The organism is Ruminococcus flavefaciens (assembly GCF_900119075.1).
Taxonomy (GTDB): domain Bacteria; phylum Bacillota; class Clostridia; order Oscillospirales; family Ruminococcaceae; genus Ruminococcus; species Ruminococcus flavefaciens_Q.
Genome location: NZ_FPIP01000001.1, coordinates 31,775 through 49,263 on the forward strand (window position 1 = coordinate 31,775; position 17,489 = coordinate 49,263).

At 47.5% G+C, this 17,489-nt stretch carries 14 protein-coding genes; 3 read left to right on the forward strand and 11 right to left on the reverse strand.

The features are described 5' to 3' along the window. Positions 1 to 212: 212 nt before the first annotated feature. A complete protein-coding gene (locus BT105_RS00140; protein WP_072298867.1) occupies positions 213 to 785 on the reverse strand; it encodes a biotin transporter BioY in 573 nt (190 codons plus the stop codon). A 174-nt stretch (positions 786 to 959) separates the two neighbouring features. On the opposite strand from BT105_RS00140, the gene BT105_RS00145 reads away from it, so the two are divergent. Beyond that, complete coding sequence (locus BT105_RS00145) at positions 960 to 3,347, forward strand: cation-translocating P-type ATPase (protein WP_072298868.1); 2,388 nt, start codon at positions 960 to 962, stop codon at positions 3,345 to 3,347. A gap of 239 nt (positions 3,348 to 3,586) precedes the next feature. Here the strand turns inward: BT105_RS00145 and BT105_RS00150 are convergent, their stop codons facing one another. Then, on the reverse strand, positions 3,587 to 3,838 hold the full coding sequence (locus tag BT105_RS00150) for a heavy-metal-associated domain-containing protein (RefSeq protein ID WP_072298869.1): 252 nt from the start codon (positions 3,836 to 3,838) through the stop codon (positions 3,587 to 3,589). A gap of 192 nt (positions 3,839 to 4,030) precedes the next feature. Here BT105_RS00150 and BT105_RS00155 point away from each other — a divergent pair, with 192 nt between their 5' ends. After that, on the forward strand, positions 4,031 to 5,347 hold the full coding sequence (locus BT105_RS00155) for a peptidoglycan DD-metalloendopeptidase family protein (RefSeq protein WP_072298870.1): 1,317 nt from the start codon (positions 4,031 to 4,033) through the stop codon (positions 5,345 to 5,347). Positions 5,348 to 5,636: 289 nt separating this feature from the next. Here the strand turns inward: BT105_RS00155 and BT105_RS00160 are convergent, their stop codons facing one another. After that, positions 5,637 to 6,071, reverse strand: a complete 435-nt coding sequence (locus BT105_RS00160) for an acyl-CoA thioesterase (protein ID WP_072298871.1) — start codon at positions 6,069 to 6,071, stop codon at positions 5,637 to 5,639. A gap of 136 nt (positions 6,072 to 6,207) precedes the next feature. Here BT105_RS00160 and cls point away from each other — a divergent pair, with 136 nt between their 5' ends. Beyond that, positions 6,208 to 7,740, forward strand: a complete 1,533-nt coding sequence (gene cls / locus BT105_RS00165) for a cardiolipin synthase (RefSeq protein WP_072298872.1) — start codon at positions 6,208 to 6,210, stop codon at positions 7,738 to 7,740. A 91-nt stretch (positions 7,741 to 7,831) separates the two neighbouring features. Here the strand turns inward: cls and BT105_RS00170 are convergent, their stop codons facing one another. From BT105_RS00170 to BT105_RS00205, 8 genes are all read right to left on the reverse strand, one after another. Beyond that, positions 7,832 to 8,383, reverse strand: a complete 552-nt coding sequence (locus tag BT105_RS00170; RefSeq protein WP_072298873.1) for a GNAT family N-acetyltransferase — start codon at positions 8,381 to 8,383, stop codon at positions 7,832 to 7,834. After that, a complete protein-coding gene (locus BT105_RS00175) occupies positions 8,355 to 10,328 on the reverse strand; it encodes a substrate-binding and GGDEF domain-containing protein (RefSeq protein WP_072298874.1) in 1,974 nt (657 codons plus the stop codon). Before BT105_RS00175 ends, BT105_RS00170 begins: the two co-directional genes overlap by 29 nt. Positions 10,329 to 10,801: 473 nt before the next feature. Further along, a complete protein-coding gene (locus tag BT105_RS00180) occupies positions 10,802 to 12,211 on the reverse strand; it encodes a family 16 glycosylhydrolase (RefSeq protein WP_072298875.1) in 1,410 nt (469 codons plus the stop codon). A 142-nt stretch (positions 12,212 to 12,353) separates the two neighbouring features. Continuing rightward, on the reverse strand, positions 12,354 to 12,812 hold the full coding sequence (locus BT105_RS00185) for a hypothetical protein (RefSeq protein WP_072298876.1): 459 nt from the start codon (positions 12,810 to 12,812) through the stop codon (positions 12,354 to 12,356). Positions 12,813 to 12,902: 90 nt separating this feature from the next. Continuing rightward, on the reverse strand, positions 12,903 to 14,387 hold the full coding sequence (locus BT105_RS00190; protein ID WP_072298877.1) for a glycoside hydrolase family 3 protein: 1,485 nt from the start codon (positions 14,385 to 14,387) through the stop codon (positions 12,903 to 12,905). A gap of 116 nt (positions 14,388 to 14,503) precedes the next feature. Continuing rightward, on the reverse strand, positions 14,504 to 15,877 hold the full coding sequence (radA, locus tag BT105_RS00195) for a DNA repair protein RadA (RefSeq protein ID WP_072298878.1): 1,374 nt from the start codon (positions 15,875 to 15,877) through the stop codon (positions 14,504 to 14,506). A gap of 11 nt (positions 15,878 to 15,888) precedes the next feature. Beyond that, positions 15,889 to 16,950: a hypothetical protein gene (locus BT105_RS00200; protein WP_072298879.1), complete on the reverse strand. Its 1,062-nt coding sequence runs from the start codon at positions 16,948 to 16,950 to the stop codon at positions 15,889 to 15,891. Positions 16,951 to 17,079: 129 nt separating this feature from the next. Next, complete coding sequence (locus tag BT105_RS00205) at positions 17,080 to 17,439, reverse strand: cysteine peptidase family C39 domain-containing protein (protein ID WP_242940050.1); 360 nt, start codon at positions 17,437 to 17,439, stop codon at positions 17,080 to 17,082. Positions 17,440 to 17,489 lie beyond the last annotated feature (50 nt).

Genomic DNA, 17,489 nt, shown 5'->3' on the forward strand with positions numbered 1-17,489 from the left:
TATTTGCCGAGCCCATGAATTGGATTCCAAAGGGACTGTGTTCCTTTGGCGGAGTGACTCCCCATAAGATGGGGAGATGTCCGAAGGACAGAGGGTGCCGGACACGATTAGTGTCGCCCTGCAAGAGAGGGCGTTCCCTAAACGGGACGTCGAGGACGCCGTCCCCTACACAGATAAAAAGCCATAAGAAGCATTGCTTCTTATGGCTTTTTTTACAGATTCAGCTGTTTTTTCACGCGGCTTGATATCACCGCTGCAAGCACAAGCTTGATAATATCGAATGGCACGAAAGGTATTACGCAGAGCTTCAGCGCCTTGTAGAAGCTCATGGTGTTTTCGCCCTTTGAATAGCCGAAAACGAACCATATCGTTCCGAAAAGATAACATACAGCGAGTCCTGCTGTAAGAAGTCCGATGCTTACGGGGAGCTTGTCTCCGAAAAGCTTAGTGCCTGCCCAGTACAGCAGAGCCATGAGGATAAATCCCAGTATATAGCCGCCTGTTGGTCCCGTAAGAGCTGCGAGACCGCCTTTGAAGCCTGTAAATACGGGAAGTCCGATAGCTCCGAGGAGGATATATACCGCAATAGAGAATGAACCGTTTCGTCCGCCCAGCAGGCTCAGTGCGCAGAAAATGCCGAAGGTCTGCAAGGTAACGGGGATAGCACCTATTGGTATGGATATCCACGAGCAGACCGCCATAACAGCGGCAAACATTGCGATGAGCACAAGCTCCTTAGTGGTGAATTTGTTTGTGTTTTTCTTTAAAATTGCCTGATCTTCCATGATGAAAAACTCCTTTTGTCTGATATGAGTACATTATAGCACAGTTTATTTCGATTGTCAACCCTCTTAGCTTAATTTGGTTGACATTTATTTTTCTTCTAAGCCATTGAAATTATTATGGAAGTGTGATATACTTAATATAATAGTATTTTGACGAGGAGTTAAAAGGACGTAATGAATAAAACCAGTGAATTCCGAGATGTTATTGATATAAAAAGAATAAAAGCCGACTATGATACTGGACTTACCTCTGCGCAGGTCCAGCAGAGAGTATCAGAGGGAATGGACAACAAGCCTGTTGAAGCTCCCTCGAAAACGGTCAAGGAGATTCTTGCGGACAATATCTTCACATACTTCAACCTTATTTTCGTGATATTATCCGTGCTTCTGATAATCGTAGGCTCATACCGCGACCTGACTTTCATGCCTATCATCATAGCAAACGCCCTTACGGGTATCATTCAGGAGCTTCGTTCCAAGTCCGTACTGGACAAGATATCGGTGCTGAACGCTCCCGTAACTACGGTAGTCCGTGACGGCGAGGTAAAGACAGTTCCCTCAAAAGACCTTGTTCTTGATGATATCGTTATCTTCAAGGCAGGAAATCAGATAAGCGCCGACGCAATAATAGTTGACGGAAACGTATCGGTAAACGAATCGCTCCTTACGGGTGAATCCGACGAGATAAGCAAAAAGCCCGGGGACACCCTCATGTCGGGAAGCTATATCGTATCGGGTTCGTGCCGCGCAAGACTTGAAAAGGTGGGCAGGGATTCCTATATCTCAAAGCTTACCATACAGGCTAAGAAGTCCAAGAAGGGCGAGCAGTCCGAGATGATACGCTCCCTGAACAGGATAGTAAAGTTTGCAGGCTTTGCGATTATCCCTATAGGAAGTCTGCTTTTCTACCAGTCATATTATATAAATCACGACTCTATCAAGGAGAGCGTTCAGTCAATGGTTGCCGCTGTTATAGGCATGATACCTGAGGGACTCTTCCTCCTTGCCAGCGTTGCCCTTGTAATCAGTACAATGCGCCTTGCATTGGGCAAGGTACTTGTTCATGACATGAAATGTATCGAGACTCTTGCACGAGTTGACGTGCTCTGCGTGGACAAGACAGGTACTATCACCGAAAATACCATGAACGTTTCCGCTGTTGTTCCTGCCTCCGACCAATATGACGAGGACGTTGTCGAGGGACTTATCAGCGACTTTGCGGCGGCTCAGGACTCCGACAACGAGACCATGGCGGCTATAAAGAGCCATTTCCACAGACCTGCTGGAAGATATGCAGTTTCTTCCACAGGCTTCTCCTCCGAGTTCAAATACAGCAGTGTCACATTTGAGAGAGATTCCTATGTGATAGGAGCTCCAGAATTTGTAATGAAGGACAGGATAAGGGAACACAGAGAGCTTCTTGAATCCTACAGCCGCAAGGGCTACAGAGTTCTTGCATTCGTGAAGTACAAGGGCATTCCCGACGGAAAGGCGCTTAAAGCCGACGTTGAGCCTGTGTGCTTCGTGATAATGTCAAATCCTATCAGAAAGAACGCTCCCGAGACATTCAGATACTTTGCCGAGCAGGGCGTTGAGATAAAGGTAATTTCTGGAGACAATCCCGTTACCGTATCCGAAGTCGCAAAGCAGGCAGGCATTAAGAATGCAGGTGAGTACGTTGACGCTACTACTCTCACTACCGACGCGGCTATCAAGGACGCTGTAACGCGCTATACCGTATTCGGACGAGTTACTCCCGAGCAGAAGCGCAAATTCGTCCGCGCACTGAAAAAAGCAGGCAAAACAGTCGCTATGACAGGCGACGGCGTAAACGACGTTCTCGCGCTGAAAGACGCGGACTGCTCCGTGGCTATGGCTTCGGGAAGCGACGTTGCGGCACAGGCAGCACAGCTTGTTCTCCTTGAATCCGACTTCTCGAAAATGCCTGATGTAGTTGCCGAGGGACGCAAGGTCGTAAACAACCTTGAGCGCTCGGGAAGTCTCTTTATCGTAAAGAACATCTTCTCACTGATAATCTCAGTGCTGTTTATCTGCTTCGGACTTGCTTATCCGCTGAAGCCCTCGCAGATATCCCTTATCAGTATGTTCACTATCGGACTTCCTGCATTTGTGCTTTCACTTATGCCCAACCGCGATATCATCCGCGGAAGATTCATCATGAATATACTGCTGAAGGCTCTGCCTGCGGCTCTGACGGACGTGCTTGTGGTCTGCGCTATGGTATACTTCGGAAACATCTTCAACGTAGCGCCAACGGATATAGCCACGGCGTCCACCATACTCATGAGCATGGTCGGCATGATGATAGTATTCCAGATATGCAAGCCTATGGATATGTACAAGATGTGGATGTGGATAGGCTGTGCAGTGGGACTTGTCTGCTGTATGATATTTGTCAGTGACCTGTTCGCCATTACATCAATGTCTAACCGCTGCATACTCCTCTGCGTGAACTTCTCTATCATCGCAGAGCCCTGCCTGAGATATCTCACACTCATAACCAAAAAGGTGCAGGATTTCTTTATAAAAGACGAAGAATAAATAAAAAACTCCCCGAAAGTGAATTTATAGCTTTCGGGGTTTTTCATGATAATATGAAAGGGATTCCAAAGGGACTGTGTTCCTTTGGTCAGGTCAAGGGCTGACAGCCCTTGCGGGGGGCGGGGCAGCGCCCCGAAAAAACGAAGGCGCACCGCAAGGGTGAATTTCAAAAACAGTCCGGTGGACTGTTTTTGAAAGAGGGACGCCCTGCAAGAGAGGGCGTCCCTTAATTGCAATAATTATTTGAATCCGAAAAGCTTCTTTTTCACATAGGGCTCGGAGGTTATATCAAGCACCTTGTAGCCGTCCTTTTCGATAAGCTCTTTCAGTGCGGCTTTGTCAAGCTCGTTCTCCGAGATGACCTCGGTAATGCCCTTGCTGTGGGAGGAAGTGACCTTTTTGGGCGAAACTGCGCCGCGGATAGCGTCGTTAACGTGAGCCTCGCACATATTGCACATCATACCTTCTATTTTGATAATAGTTTTTACCATAATGATTATCTCCTTTTATAGTTAGTATTAGCTGACATATTAATTTTACTCCTTTTTTTAGGCAATGTCAATAGAAATCACGAAAAATAGTGTGCACTATGCAGTAAGCTTTTGGGGCGGATTGACTTTTCAGTAAAAATGTGGTAAAATAATTATTGTCAGTTTGATCTTTCTTTGAGAGGAGAAAAAACAATGATAACGAAAACCAAGAGAGCTGCGGCGGTAATTGCAGCTTTATTTATGATATTGACGATACTGATGATATATCCATTCGGACTTTCCGCTCACGCTGCTGCATATGCGGTATGGCCTACAGAGCCGAAGTTCAAGAACATAACCACATACTTTGACGCGGCAAGAAACACCAATGATGTTTCGGGATACCATAACGGTATCGATATCGAAGCCGACGGCGGCAGCAATATTTACGCGGCTGTAGGCGGCAAGGTCGTTGCTGCGGAGTGGATGGACGCTTACGGCTACACCGTGATAATCCAGCACCCCGACCTCGGAGTGTACACTTTCTATGCTCACGCTTCACAAGTGCTGACCAGTGCTGGCGCACAGGTAAAGCAGGGTGACGTTATCGGCAAGGTCGGAAGCACAGGTAATTCCTCGGGAAATCACCTCCACTTCGGTATATGTGATTCCTTACAGGCTGGCTGGCCTGCACGTACATATTACGATCCGATGAGCTATTTCGCTTATTCGGACAACAGCGGCAGCGGAAATACTCCTGCTGAATCTCCTAAGACCGACTGCGGCTGCTCGGAGGAGTACGCAGGCGAGTACACCACAAAGGGCGTAGTTACATACCTCAACATGAGAGCCGACCATAACACATCTTCCGCTGTTATAGGCGAGATACCTGCAGGTGCGGAGTTCAGGGTGACAAGGGGCAACGGCGAGTGGGCTCACGTTGAGTACAACGGCAAGAGCGGCTTTGCTTCAATGGCTTACATGGAGAAAAAAGCTGACCTCAAATCCGAGATAAAGATCGAAAACGTTACAGCTCCCGAGGGAAATCTCGATAAGGGCAAGACATTTTCAATAAAGGGAAATATCACTTCAAATCTGGTAATCACCAAGGTTTACGGCGGAGTTTATTTCCGAAGCGGCGAGGCTACAAGCCAGTGCGCAGAGGCGGCTCCAAATACGATAAAGTATGATCTGTCAACATATTTTGACAAGAACATTGCATTCAATGCTCTTAATGACGGCGAGTACACTTACAAGATAGTTGCCGAGGACAAGAGCGGCGCAAGTGTTGAGCTGGTAAAGACAGACTTTACTATCGGCAGCAGTGCTCCAAAGGAAGTTCTGGGAGACCTCAATTCCGACGGCAAGCTGAATGTGACGGATATAGTTGCTCTCCAGAGCTATATACTCGGCAAGAACAAGGAGTTCACCAAGGAGCAGTACCTTGCTTCTGATATGAATAAGGACGGCACTGTGGATATATTCGATCTTACAGCACTGAAAAAGGCAGTTGTCAAGGCAACAGCATAAAAAACAGCCATAAAGCTAAGAGGAGGTGTGATAAATAAATTTTATCACACCTCCTAAAATAATAAATAAGAAAGAATAATGAATAAAGAATAATAAAAGAGTCCGCTTTGCGGACAGATTTTAATCAATTGCCGATAGGCAATACTTCTTATTTATTATTTCTTCTCTATTCTTTGTTATTTTAGAAACAGTCATAAAGAAGTATTACTTCTTTATGACTGTTTCGCTTAAGCTTTATGGCTGTTTTTAGTGAATAGCGTAATATCCCCTGACAATAATATTGAAAGGATCAGAAGTCGTATTCGTAGTTAAGATACTGAGCGATAGTTGCATAAAGCTCAGGGTGAGAGTGCTTTGTACGCAGGGGTTTCATGTTCATATCAGTGAAGCAGTGTGTGGAGCTTCCCTCTGCGCATATTTCGCCGCTTCTGCGGCTTACTACCTTGTATACAAGGTGTATGGTAGCGCCGTTGAACTTATCCATTTTCATGTACACCGCAAAGGGCTCGTCAAAGACAAGAGGACGCTTGAAGCTGGAATCAAGGGCAAGGCATGGCATGAGTATGCCCATTTCTTCGATCTTTTCAAAAGGCAGACCTGCTTCTGTGAGATAGTGCATACGTGCCTCCTCGAAAATGCGTATATAGTTTGAGTGGTGTACTACTGCCATTTTATCGGTCTCGTAGTAAAAAACTTTTCTTTCGTATGGTCTGAGTTTGTTCAAAAAAAGACGTCCTTTCGTGTTGAAATTATGATATATAAGCGCTGAAATAACCGTAATCGGAAGTTTTCAGCCGCGAATATTGCATTTTATTTTATTTATGATATAATAATATTATAATATTTTTCTGAGGTGTAACATGAAGCTTAAAAAACTTCTCGGCAGTATACTCAGCTCAAATGCGGCATTCGTGATACTGCTTTTATTGCAGATAGGCTTCCTTTTGCTTGCCGTAGCGAGCCTTGGAGAGCACTTTGTGTTCTTCTATATCGCGCTTATTGCACTGGATATATTTCTTGTAATATATATTACCAACAAGAACGAGCCCATATCCTACCGTGTGGCATGGGTAGTTCTCATAAGCGTATTTCCGCTTCTTGGCGGAGTTTCCTATATCTACATCAAGCTTTCACAGCAGTTCCCGAAATCCATAGATATGCGCAATCAGAAGCAGACTCGTGAGCTTCTTGTGCAGGATAAAAACGTCATGGCGGAGCTTGAAGCGAACTGTCCCGATTCCGTGAATCTGGCAAGATACGTTACGGACTACGGTATGTATCCCGTTTACCGAAGTACCTGCGCGGAGTATTTCAGCCTTGGCGAAGCGCAGTTCTCAAAGCTGGTTGAGGAGCTTGAAAAGGCTGAGCGATTCATTTTCCTTGAATTTTTCATCATAACCGAGGGCTATATGTTCGACGTTATGTCGGAGCTCCTGATACGCAAAGCAAAGGCAGGAGTTGACGTCCGTCTGATGTATGACGGCATAGGCACTGGTATGCTGAATTCCGTAAAGCCTTTCCGAAAGCTTTCCGATAACGGCGTGAAATGCAAGGTTTTCAACCCGTTCCGTCCCATGATATCCTCGGTACAGAACAACCGCGACCACCGCAAGATAGTCATAATCGACGGTCACACGGCGTTCAACGGCGGTACTAATCTTGCCGATGAGTACATCAACCGAAAGGAGCGCTTCGGACACTGGAAGGATACCGCAATAATGATACGGGGACAAGCCGTGTGGAATTATACGGTAATGTTTCTCCAGCTCTGGTCGAAGTCCGACAGCAGTGAGATACGCAGATTTGAACCCGTTATAAATGCAGACCTTGCTTCTGCCATAGGCGACGGCTTCATACAGCCATTCTCCGATTCTCCCCTTGACGATGAGCCCGTAGGAAAGCGGGTTTACCTTGAGCTTATCAACAACGCACGGAGCTATGTCTGCATAACCACTCCCTATCTGATACTGGACGAGGAAATGACCAACGCCCTTGGCTTTGCGGCTAAAAAGGGTGTAGACGTGCGTATCATCACGCCCCATATACCCGACAAGTGGTATGTTCACATGATAGCGTGGAACAACTACAGCCGGCTTGTGAATACGGGAGTAAAAATATACGAATACACCCCCGGCTTTATCCATGCCAAGACCTGTGTAGCCGACGGCACATCGGCGGTAGTAGGCACTATAAACTTTGACTACCGAAGCTTCTACCTGCATTTTGAATGCGGCTCGGTGCTCTACAACAGCTCTGTTATCGGAGATATAGTTGAGGATTTTGAGCGTACAGCGGCAGTTTCTGAGCTGATAACAGCTGAAGCCTGCGCAAAGCGTCCCGTACACAAAAAAATAGCGGGAGCAATACTGAATATATTTGCTCCCTTGCTGTGATGTGTATATTGGTGTGAATTATAGTGCGGAATAGTGGTAAGATAAAAGAGTAGCAATGAAAGGGCGGCTTAAAGCCGTCCTTTTAGTTATTTCAGAAATAATCCTCGGCGAGGATACTGTATATGCACACATCGGTTATGCCCGACTGTATGCGCTCGGAGCTTCTCAGCGTTCCCTCATAGGTGAGACCGCATTTTTCGAGAACACGTCCCGAAGCCTTGTTTCTGGTATCGTATCTGGCTTCTATCCTGTTGGCTTTGACCTCCTCGAAGAAGAACTGTATCACAGCGGCACAAGCCTCCGTAACATAGCCCATGCCCCAGTAGCCTGAGCCTATACAGTAGCCTATCTCCACGGTATCGGTGTCATTGTGTATCTCAGAGGCGGAGATAGTACCGATAGGGAAGCCGACTTCCTTCGGCTCTATTACCCAGTGATACCACTGCGGATCGTTGTATTTTTTTATCCATGTAAGCCCCAGCTCTTTTGTCTGCGTCAGTGAGCGGTGATTCTTCCAGCGCAGGTACTGAGTTACTTTAGGATCGCTTGTCCAGACGGAGAAAGCAGTCTCCGTATCGCTTTCCTCAAAGCGCCTGAGGATAAGTCTTTCGGTCTCAAGCCTGATCGTTCCCAGATGATTCATATTGGATCTCCTCTTCACTTTCTTCGTGTCTGAGGTAGCGTGAAGTGCGCTTGCGCTTCTTGTTTGCGTACATTATCTCATCAGCCTGAGTGATAAGGTTGAAAAGCGTTACATTATCCTGTATTTCGCTGACGATAGTACCTATGCTTGCCGCTATGGTGTATGGCTTTTTCACAATGGTGTTTATGTTTTTCAGCTGAGCTTCAAAGACTGTTTCCAGAGCCATTATGTCCTCTTCACAGGCGTTCTCGCCAAGGATAATGAACTCATCGCCGCCGAATCGTGCGCATATCCTGCCGCCATTGCAACAGTCGGATATAACGCCTGCAAGGCGCTGAAGTGCGAAGTCGCCCTCGTTATGACCGTAGCAGTCGTTGATGTGCTTAAGACCGTCCATGTCGATAAAAGAGATAAGGAGCTTCTGCTTTGACGCCTTTGTGCGCTTGAACATAGGATCGGCGTTTCTGATGAAGCCGTTTCTGTTGTAGATATTGCAGAGCGGATCAATAACATAAAGCTTGTCCAGTTCCTTGACCATGCTCTTCAGGTGTACCAGCTTGCGGATATTCTCGATAGAATTGCTGATAGTGAGCATGAGTGCGTGACACAGCAGGCTCTTTGTGGGGAACTTGCTGTTTGTGAAGATGTAGTAGCCCAGACAGCGCTCGCCGAAATGAAGCGGTACGAAGAAGCTTACGTTGCCGCCGTTTTTCAGTGGTGCAGGGTACATATCGGCGCTGTCAAACATACTTACGGGATCGTTGATGTTGTTCTCCAGTATCAGTGGAGCCAGCATTTTCGGAGTATAGCCGTGTATCTGATAGGACGAGGTATCAGTTGGATCGATATTGAGTCCGTTTGACACTACCTGATCCCAGTTTGAGCACAGACACAGGCAGAATCTGTCGAATTTTATCTCGTTGATTATCTTTGACACGGTATGTATAGTCGAAGCAGAATCCTGAGTATCAGCAAGCTCTGTAGTCATGCGGTTGAGCAGTGAAACGTCCCTGCGGCAGCTGTTCAGCAGCTTGTATGCGGAAACTCTGTATTCAGAGATATCTGTTTCTTCAACGGATACGCAGCCGCAGCTCTCCGAGAATACGGGAGAAGCGTTGAGCACGGTATTCTTTGGGTATTCTCTGCCGATTATAAGACCTATGAGTATCTCACAGGCTTTGAAGCCTGCGTCGTCAAGAGGACGGGATACAGTTGTCAGGGCAGGGAGGTGATGACGGGCGTTGTATGTGTTGTCGAAGCCCGTAACTATCATATCATCAGGTATCTTGTAGCCGAAGTTGCCCAGCTCCTCCACAGCGGCAAGAGCCATAGCGTCGTTAGCGCAGATGATAGCCTGAGGACGCTGCAAGCCTGAGCTGAGGAATGCGTCAACGGCGTTTTTGCCGTCAGCAGCTCTGAATTCTCCCACGAAAACGCGCTCGTATTCATAGGGAATGGAATATTCGGCTATAGTCTCACGGAAAGCTCTCATTCTCTCGGCAGCCTCGGGGTTTTCCATAGGACCTGAGATATAGTTGAGACGCTTGACGTTGTGTTTTTCGATAACGTGTCTTACTATAGCCTGCATAGCAGTGTAGTTATCTATACTGATGTTATAGAATTCAGGGTGTTTATCGCAGTCAAGGATAGTAACAGGCAGACCTGTGCTTTTAACCTTTGCGATTATCTTTTCCTTATCGACAGGGGAGCTTATGGTATTTGTCATAAGAATAACGCCGTCAAATTTGCTGTAATTAATAAGTGAGTAGATGTTGTATTCGCCCACATCGAATTTGCTGTTGGCAAGGACTCCGCCAAATGCGCAGAAGCATGAAATATTTGCATTATTCATTTTTGCGCAGTGTCTTATGCCGTCGATGACTCCGTTCTGATATTCCTCGTCGATACCAGCGACGATAACGGCAATTTCAATCGGTTTATCCATATGAAACTCCTTTGCTTTAGCTTATTTGTCCGTGGATTAAATATATATATTATTATAACATATTTTGGAATGAAATTCAAGTCAATTTGTGGAAAAAGCTGTCAATTTTTAGGCGAGAGCAATTCATAAGATATTAAAATTATTAAAAACCATAATTTATGTTTGTAGGGGACGGCGTCCTCGACGTCCCGTTAAGGGACGCCTTCACTTGCAAGGCCCCCTAATCGGGTCCGTCCCCTCTGTCGCATTGCGACATCTCCCCATTTTATGGGGAGTCACTCTGCCAAAGGAACACAGTCCCTTTGGAATCCCGTTCAAAAAGTGCTTTGAGCGATGTGCGATTATCGTTGCCATGAATAGTGAGCGAGTTTATGAGCGACAACGTGGCAAGGGTGCAGCGTCACGCTGCAAATAATGATTTATAGCATTGACCGTATAAAAACAAGCCCCGAATCGCTTCGGGGCTGTGTTTATTATGCAATTTCCTCTACTCTTACATTGCTGATGTAAACTGTAGCTGTTGAGCCGCGCTTACCCATATTGAACTCGAGACGTCCGTTGTTGTCGTCCTTTTCCTTCATCTCGAAATCATAGGTGAAGCTCTGCTTTTCTGTGGTAAGTGTCAGCTTTGTATCCTGTAAATAGCGTATCCAGCCTGCTGACGGAGCAGAAACGCATACTACGATGTCGCGCTCCTCGTCAGCGTAAGCGTCGAATGTAACGCGGTATTTCTTGCCCTTTATCATCGGAAGGTCGGGCTGTACAAGCTGTACGGAGTATTCCTCTGTACCCTCTGCCTGAGAGGTTATCACTATCATGTTGTCCTTTATCTCAGCCGAGCCCTCGCCGCCGTTGAACAGCAGGAACTTCCAGTTTACGTCGTCTGTGAGATCCTCAGCCTCGGAGAAGTCTCCGTTGAAGATGAAGTTGCCGTCCTCCTGAGCCTGACGGAATACCTTTTCGGGCTTCTTAACATTCATATCGTACTCAGGCTTCTGGTAAACTCTTACGTAGTCGATCTCGAACTCTGCCTTGTCGAAATCTGTTGTAGCGTCGGGATTGCCCGGCCATGTGCCGCCGACTGCAAGGTTCATCTGAACGAAGAAAGGCTGATCGAATGGAGCAGGATATGGCTTCTCGTCCTCACCCTGAACGGCTGTGAACCAGTCGTTAGCTGTATTGTAGAGGTTGCCGTCGATATACCAGCGTATCTCGCCCGGCTCCCACTCTACAGAATACTCATGGAAGCTGTCAGCGTAGGTCTGACCTGTAAGTCCCCATGTGCCCTGTATCTCGCCGTGGGGCTCGCCGAAATGGAGAGTACCGTAGGCTGTGCTTACGTCGTTGCCGAGTACCTCCATGATGTCGATCTCGCCGCACTTAGGCCACTGACCGTAGTAGCTCTCCTCCTTGGGCATCATCCAGATAGCAGGCCATAAGCCCTGTCCCTCTGGCACCTTAGCGCTTACGACTACCTTGCCGTAGGAGAAATCGGTCTTGTTCTGACCTGTTACCTTACCCGATGTATAGTAATCCTTGCCGTTCTTTTCGGACTTGATAGCCTTGATGACCAGCTTGCCGTCGCGGAGAAATACGTTGTCTGTAGATGTTGTGTACTCCTGTAATTCCTCGTTTGTCCAGCCCGGCTCGTGGGGCTCGTAGTTCCACTTGCTCTCGTCAAGAGCACTGCCGCTGAACTCGTCGTTCCAAAGCAGGCTGTAGCCCTCTATCTCGGGAACGTCAACAGCTTCTGTAGCTGCCTCGGTAGGCTTTGCGGTCTCGGGAGCTGTGTCCGAACCTGAGCTGTTCTTGTCACCGCAGCTTACAGCGCAGCCAAGCATTGCAAGTGCAGCAGCGAAGGATAAATACTTGTTTATTTTCATTTTCATGTCCTCCTTGAAAATAGGATTTCTCTTTCTTGTGGTATTATTATAACTTTTTATATGGAAAAATTATAGCAAAATGGACTGATTTATAGTAAACTTATGATGTAACCACAGCTTTAGAAGGACATGGTATGATTTATCAGCCGAAGCCGTAATTACATATTATCCAGTCGGAAGTGCCCTTTGTGCGGGCAAGCATCCAGTTCCAGTCTTTATAGGTCTCACCGCGGTTCCATGCGGAAGTTTCATTCTGGAATATCTCCAGCGGATTAACATAGAAGTCAGACTTGAGCACCATATACTCCTCGTTTTCGTTCTGTGAGTCACGGGATTCCAGTTTTGTTTCCGCGTCTCCTGCATAGCGCAGCTCCAACAGGTCGCAGGTCTCAAATTCGGGGAAGAAGTCCTTGACGCATTCAACCGCGTCACTGTAGTCCTGTTCGGTGAACATCTCCGAGGATATAGGCTTTACGACAGCCTTGTCCACAGTGCCTGCGGGATAGGGCTTATTGTACTGCCGTGCCCAGAATCCGACGAATAATGCGGCTGAAAGTGTTAAAACTCCTGCTGATGTGATGATGATACTGCGTTTTTTCATAGTTGTGCTCCTTTCTGCGTATAGCTTTAGCTTTGAATAAAGTATAGCACAGCAGAATGACAGCACAGTGACTTTTATATTACAGATACGTCACTTTTTCAGCAGACCGAGCCTGTTCTTTCTCATGAGTATCCTCATAACGCTCTCGTCTATACGTGATTCGGGTATCTCGCCGCTTTCAACAGCTCTGCATACCTCGTCAACAGCTGCGCGGTAGTCCACGGGCATGAGTATGATATCCATGCCTGCCTTTATGGAAAGCTTTGCGGCTTCTCCCGAGGTGTAGACTTTTGAGATAGTATTCATCTGCTGAGCGTCTGTTATGGCGATACCGTCAAAGCCCAGCTCGCCGCGGAGCATTTCCGTTACTGCCTTGTAGGAAAGGTCGCAGGGCAGCTCGTCACCGAAGCTGGTAACGGACTGGTGTCCTACCATGATAAAATCAGTGCCGCTGTCTATGCCCTTTTTAAAGGGGACGAACTCCGTATTGCGGAGCTGTTCGAGTGTCCTGTCTATGATTACCGTGGAGTTTGTGTGAGTATTGCCGTTTTCAGCGCCAAGTCCGGGAAAATGCTTGAGAGTAGCGCTTACGCCGTTATCCTGCAAGCCCTTTGAGACTCCGCTGACCATATTTGCAACTACGTTGGGATCGCTGCTGAAAATACGGTCGCCAAGCTCGTTGCCGCTGTCGATATTAACGTCTGCAACAGGAGCGAAGTCCACGTTGAAGCCGAGACTGCTCAGGTCTTTTGCGAGAGTTGCTCCGATATCATAGGCGGTCTTGTAGTTGTTTTCTTTGCCGTACTGCTCCATAGGCTTGAAGGCTGTAGTGCCAAGATTCTGGGCGCATCTTGCCACCTTTCCGCCCTCCTCGTCGACTCCGATGAATAGTCCGACGCCGCAGGCTTCACGGGAGAAGTCCTGAGTATTGCTTATCATTGTCTTTATCTGGTTTCGGGAGCTTAGATTCTGAGAGAAGTAAATGATACCGCCAACGGGATAGTCGTTCATGGCGTTTTTAGTGCCGTTTCCCACCTCTGTCATGGGAGAAATACCTGTTATAGCTTCGGGAGTAACCATGAACATCTGGCAGACCTTCTGCTTCAGCGTCATATTATTCAGCACTTCCCACGGAGATATCTTAGCTGCAGTTGTTGTAGTTATATGCTTTGTGGTGGTAGTACAGGCAGTTGTGCGTTTTGAAGTATGTACATAAGCCGCAGTTGTTACTGTCGGCTGATAATCCTCATGGCTTGATTCGAAATTGTTTTCCTGAGGCTGCTCATCTGAGCTGCTGTTATTGTTGCTGTTTTCTGTATTATTAACAGTCTGAGCAGCAGTCTGAGGCTCCTCAGTTGTGGGAGCGTCTGTAGCCGCTTCAGTTACTGCTACGGGCTCTGTTTCGGGAGCCTTGGGAGCTGCTGTCAGCTCGGTCAGGGGCTCGGTAGCCACCTCCTGAGAAGAAGTGATGTCTGTGCTATCTGTTTTGCTGTCCTTTTGTTCGGCAGTGCCGCCGCAGCCTGTGAGAAAAAGGCTAAGACCGAGAAGCACCGCGGTTATTTTTCTGTATTTCAAGGAAATTTCCTCCTGTGGATATTGTATATTAATATCTTACCATATCCGACAAAAAATGTCAATATAAAACAAAGCTCATAAACCTCGGTCTTGCCGAGATTTATGAGCCGGAATCCTTATTTTATAGCCGCAAATGCCTGTTTTAACGTGCTTGCGGCGATAATTTCTATGTCGTAGTCCTTTGCATTGATAGCGGACATACACTGTTTGGGTATAACGCAGGTCTTGAAGCCCATGCGCTCTGCCTCGCGGATACGGTGGGTGATATGGGATACGGAGCGTATCTCGCCGCCCAGGCCTATCTCACCGAATGCCACAAGCTGCTCGTCTATCTGCTTGTCCATGATACCCGAATACAGCGCCATAGCCACAGGCAGGTCGCCTGCGGGCTCGTCAAGACGGAATCCTCCGACGATATTCAGGTACACGTCAAGGCTGCCCATAAATATCCCAAGTCTTTTTTCAAGGACTGCGATTATGATATTGAGTCTGTTGAAGTCAAAGCCCGTCACCATACGTCTTGGTGCTGAGTAGCTGGTCTTTGCCGCCAGCGCCTGCACCTCCGCGAGTATCGGTCTGCTGCCCTCCATAACACAGGCAACACAGGTGCCCGATACGTTATGGGGACGTCCCTCAAGGAGCATCTGCGACGGGTTGTCCACCTCGCGCAGTCCCTTGTCTATCATCTCGAAAACGCCTATCTCATTTGTAGAGCCGAAACGGTTCTTTACAGCGCGGAGTATTCGGTAGCTCTGGTGGCGTTCGCCCTCAAAGTAGAGCACAGCGTCCACGATATGCTCCATGACCTTAGGACCTGCGATAGCGCCGTCCTTGTTGACATGACCGACGATTATGATAGGTATCTCCTGATTTTTCGCGGTATGCATGAACAGATTGGTGCATTCGCGTACCTGAGTGATACTGCCAGCGCTGGAAGCGATACGGCTTATGGTCATGGTCTGTATGGAGTCGATTATAGCGATATCGGGAGCGCTGGAAGCTATGGTCTGCGCGATAGCTTCGGCGTCGGTAGCTGTGAGTATATAGAGGTTTTCCGTGTCAACGCCAAGGCGCTGTGCGCGGAGCTTTATCTGCCTTGCGGATTCCTCTCCCGAAACGTAGAGGACCGAGTGCTCCTCGCCGAGAAACTGGCATATCTGGAGCAGGAGAGTACTTTTTCCGATACCCGGTTCACCGCCGAGAAGAACAAGAGAGCCTTTTACAAGACCTCCGCCGAGGACTCTGTTCAGCTCTCCGATACCTGTATCATAGCGGACGTCGCTGTCTGCGCCGATATCCTCAAGCTCGAGGATATTATCAGAAAGATCGGGAGCAGAACCTGACGAAGCGGAGCTCCTGACGCCGACGGGAGCTTCCGCAAGCTCCTCCTCAAAGCTGTTCCATGCGCCGCAGGACGGACATTTTCCATTCCATTTAGTGCTTTCGTAGCCACATTGATTACAGGTGTAAACATATTTTGATTTAGCCATTTTTTACCTCATCAAAGAAAGGCTTTTGCCACGCTGTCCTTTGTGAGCAGGTTCTTTCTGCCGCATTTCATATTGCTCTCGGAAGGAGCAAAGCCGTTTATATCAGTGCCTGCCATAGACCAGCACTTCATCTCGCCGTAAAAATCAGTAGCGTAAAAGACCTTTGCTTTCATATCGTAGTGTATACCGCCGTCGGTATCACAGGTGCAGTCTATCTCTTTGACGTCGTTGGTGTCAAAATAGAATATCCTTACCTGAGAGTCGTTGAGGATACCTGTTGATACCACAAGCTCGGGATTGCCGTTCATGTCAAGGTCGACAAGCTCAAAGGCGGCGTCCTTAAGGTCGGCATTTTCGAGTATAGCCGAAAGTCTGTCGCGGTAAACCTGCTTCTGCTCGTCTCTGAGAACAGTGTTCCATGTTTCGCTGTAGTTTATCGCGTACTTTATAGCGTCGTCGCCGAAGGTGTATTTTCTGCCTGTCTTGAAGGCTGTAGCCTCCTTGTAAGGCTGGAGAGCTTCTTCATATTTTGCAAGGGTAACGTCGTCGCCATTTATCTGATATTTGATGACAGCTCCCGAAGAAGCGCTTTCAGTGTTGTTGTAGAAGCTGACTGCTGTCTGGAATGAGCCCTCCTGCAATGTCTGGTATTCTCCCACAACGAAGCCATCGCCGTTGTAGGAAAAGCCTACAGCACAGGGCTCGGGGAGATAGTCAAACTGTCCGTAGGAGCCTATATCTGCGATCTTATCAGCAACAGTGCCTGTCATTGTGTAGATTATGCACTGAGCGTTTACGTCCTCCGATGGTGAGATAATAAGCTCGGGAGTACCGTCGCCTGTAAGGTCGGTAAGGTCAAACATAGAGCTGTCGGAATACTGCTCTGAGTTCTTGAAGGATTTGAGCAGAGTCTCATAGTCCTTCTGCCATTTGAACTCCACCTCTTCGGGCTTCATATTGGTGTCAAGCAGAGTGAGGGGGAGACTTTCCACTTTTTTTGTCTCGGAACAGCCTGCACATACAGCTAAAACAGCGCCTGCCGCGAGAATGCTTATCTTTTTATTTATTGTCACTTTTGTTGCCTCCATTGAAAATCATATACATTTATTATTCTACCACTTTTGACGAAATGTGTCAATAAATTATAGTATACGCCAAAATAAAAAATTCCCTGCAAAAAGCTTTGTTTTTCGTTGAAAAATTCACGGCTGGAGAGTGAGCTCCCAGTAATACTTCCTTTTGCACTGTGGAAAGTCGCTGAGTACACCGTGCTCGGGATCGTAGAATGTGCCTCCGCAGTACAGCGACCAGTGCCAGCACCGCGGAGTTTCCAGACTGAGCAGACACAGGGGAGGGAGCTCCTCCCTGCGCTCTGCCTGCTTTCGCACGTCGGATATCTTAACACCGTGTTCACGGAATGTGCGCTTCATTTCTTTAAGGTCGGTCTCGCGGTCATTTCCGAGATACTCGCATATATATTCGGGCGTTTTTCCCAGTACCATAGCCAGAACAGCCTGTCCGCACTGTAAGTCCGTAGGCTCGTGAATGTAAGTAATTTCCACATTATCACCTCTCAGATATTTTATCACATATGGATTATGATGTAAAGATG

Coding starts and splice junctions, on each gene's coding strand:
- BT105_RS00140 (WP_072298867.1), bottom strand. CDS start 785: ATGGAAGATCAGGCAATTTTAAAGAAAAACACAAACAAATTCACCACT.
- BT105_RS00145 (WP_072298868.1), top strand. CDS start 960: ATGAATAAAACCAGTGAATTCCGAGATGTTATTGATATAAAAAGAATA.
- BT105_RS00150 (WP_072298869.1), bottom strand. CDS start 3,838: ATGGTAAAAACTATTATCAAAATAGAAGGTATGATGTGCAATATGTGC.
- BT105_RS00155 (WP_072298870.1), top strand. CDS start 4,031: ATGATAACGAAAACCAAGAGAGCTGCGGCGGTAATTGCAGCTTTATTT.
- cls (WP_072298872.1), top strand. CDS start 6,208: ATGAAGCTTAAAAAACTTCTCGGCAGTATACTCAGCTCAAATGCGGCA.
- BT105_RS00170 (WP_072298873.1), bottom strand. CDS start 8,383: ATGAATCATCTGGGAACGATCAGGCTTGAGACCGAAAGACTTATCCTC.
- BT105_RS00175 (WP_072298874.1), bottom strand. CDS start 10,328: ATGGATAAACCGATTGAAATTGCCGTTATCGTCGCTGGTATCGACGAG.
- BT105_RS00180 (WP_072298875.1), bottom strand. CDS start 12,211: ATGAAAATAAACAAGTATTTATCCTTCGCTGCTGCACTTGCAATGCTT.
- BT105_RS00185 (WP_072298876.1), bottom strand. CDS start 12,812: ATGAAAAAACGCAGTATCATCATCACATCAGCAGGAGTTTTAACACTT.
- radA (WP_072298878.1), bottom strand. CDS start 15,877: ATGGCTAAATCAAAATATGTTTACACCTGTAATCAATGTGGCTACGAA.